This is a genomic window from Halolamina salina, assembly GCF_042678005.1.
In the GTDB taxonomy this organism is placed as follows: domain Archaea; phylum Halobacteriota; class Halobacteria; order Halobacteriales; family Haloferacaceae; genus Halolamina; species Halolamina salina.
Genome location: NZ_JBHUDH010000202.1, coordinates 1 through 587, shown reverse-complemented (window position 1 = coordinate 587; position 587 = coordinate 1). Strand labels below are relative to the sequence as shown.

Below are 587 nucleotides of genomic sequence, written 5' to 3'. Positions count from 1 at the left end.
GATACGATCGCTCAGCGGATCGAGGCACGAAAACAGGCAGTCCGTATCCTGCAGAATGGGAAGGAGGATATCTCCGAGCGCGTAGCCGAAGTTCTTGTAAACGAAGTCGGTGATACGTTGGCTCAGGAAATCGAAGCGGAGTCGAAAGAGTTCGTAGACAGTTTGATTGAATCACTTGGTACGGATCGAGAGGCTGATGTCCGTCTTGCGGAACCAGCATCGGAATCGAACGAACCCGTGGAAGTGGATGCTGACGAGGGGTACAAAATCACGCTTTTAGAGGACGGGGACACATTCCACGTCTTCACGGATGATCAGCAGGCAGATGCGATGGCCGATGCGATCGACTTCCTCATCCAGGAATTTGATTTGATTGATGAGTTAGCGCCGCTTCCGTACGTGCCTGGAGAGAAGAACGCGATTTTAAATTCAGAGCCGCGGCATCCGTCTGGGGAAGAGATGCGGTTGTATCGCGAACTCTCTGGTGATTATTATCTGTATGTGGCGCTCAACCAGATTTCCAAGAAGAGGTATGTGGAGCGATTCGCTGGTTTTTGCGGCTTAGATGCAGAGTTTGAAGGCGAATG

1 pseudogene is annotated in these 587 nt (G+C 51.3%); it reads left to right on the top strand.

The features are described from left to right. Nucleotides 1–587, top strand: a pseudogene (locus tag ACFR9S_RS14445) (type I restriction enzyme HsdR N-terminal domain-containing protein); the annotation flags it as partial.